The 341-nt window shown below is 69.8% G+C and carries 1 pseudogene; it reads left to right on the top strand.

Going from position 1 to position 341, the window contains the following annotated elements:
• A pseudogene (locus CU044_RS03035) lies at positions 1-341 on the top strand (SAM-dependent methyltransferase); the annotation flags it as partial.

Below are 341 nucleotides of genomic sequence, written 5' to 3' on the forward strand. Positions count from 1 at the left end.
TACACCTCCGACGAGCGGTACGGCCTCGTGTACTGCGTCTGCGGAACGCTCTCCATGCTGCTGACCCCCGAGGACCAGGCGCTGGCCGTGCGGCGGGCGGCGGATCTGCTGCTGCCCGGCGGCCGGCTCGTCATCGAGACACACAACAAGCCCGCCATCCTCGCGCTCCACGAGGGCCGCAGCCGCGACACCTATTTCACGCCATATCCCGAACCGGGCACCGGCCTCCAGACCCACTCCACCCTGCTGCCCGAGGGCAACATCTGGCTCTGCTCCCACATCTGGTACGAGTCGGACGGCACCACCCGCGTCGGCTCCGAGGCCTCCCGCCTCACCACCCC

The organism is Streptomyces sp. L-9-10 (assembly GCF_004151105.1).
Classification (GTDB): Bacteria; Actinomycetota; Actinomycetes; order Streptomycetales; family Streptomycetaceae; genus Streptomyces.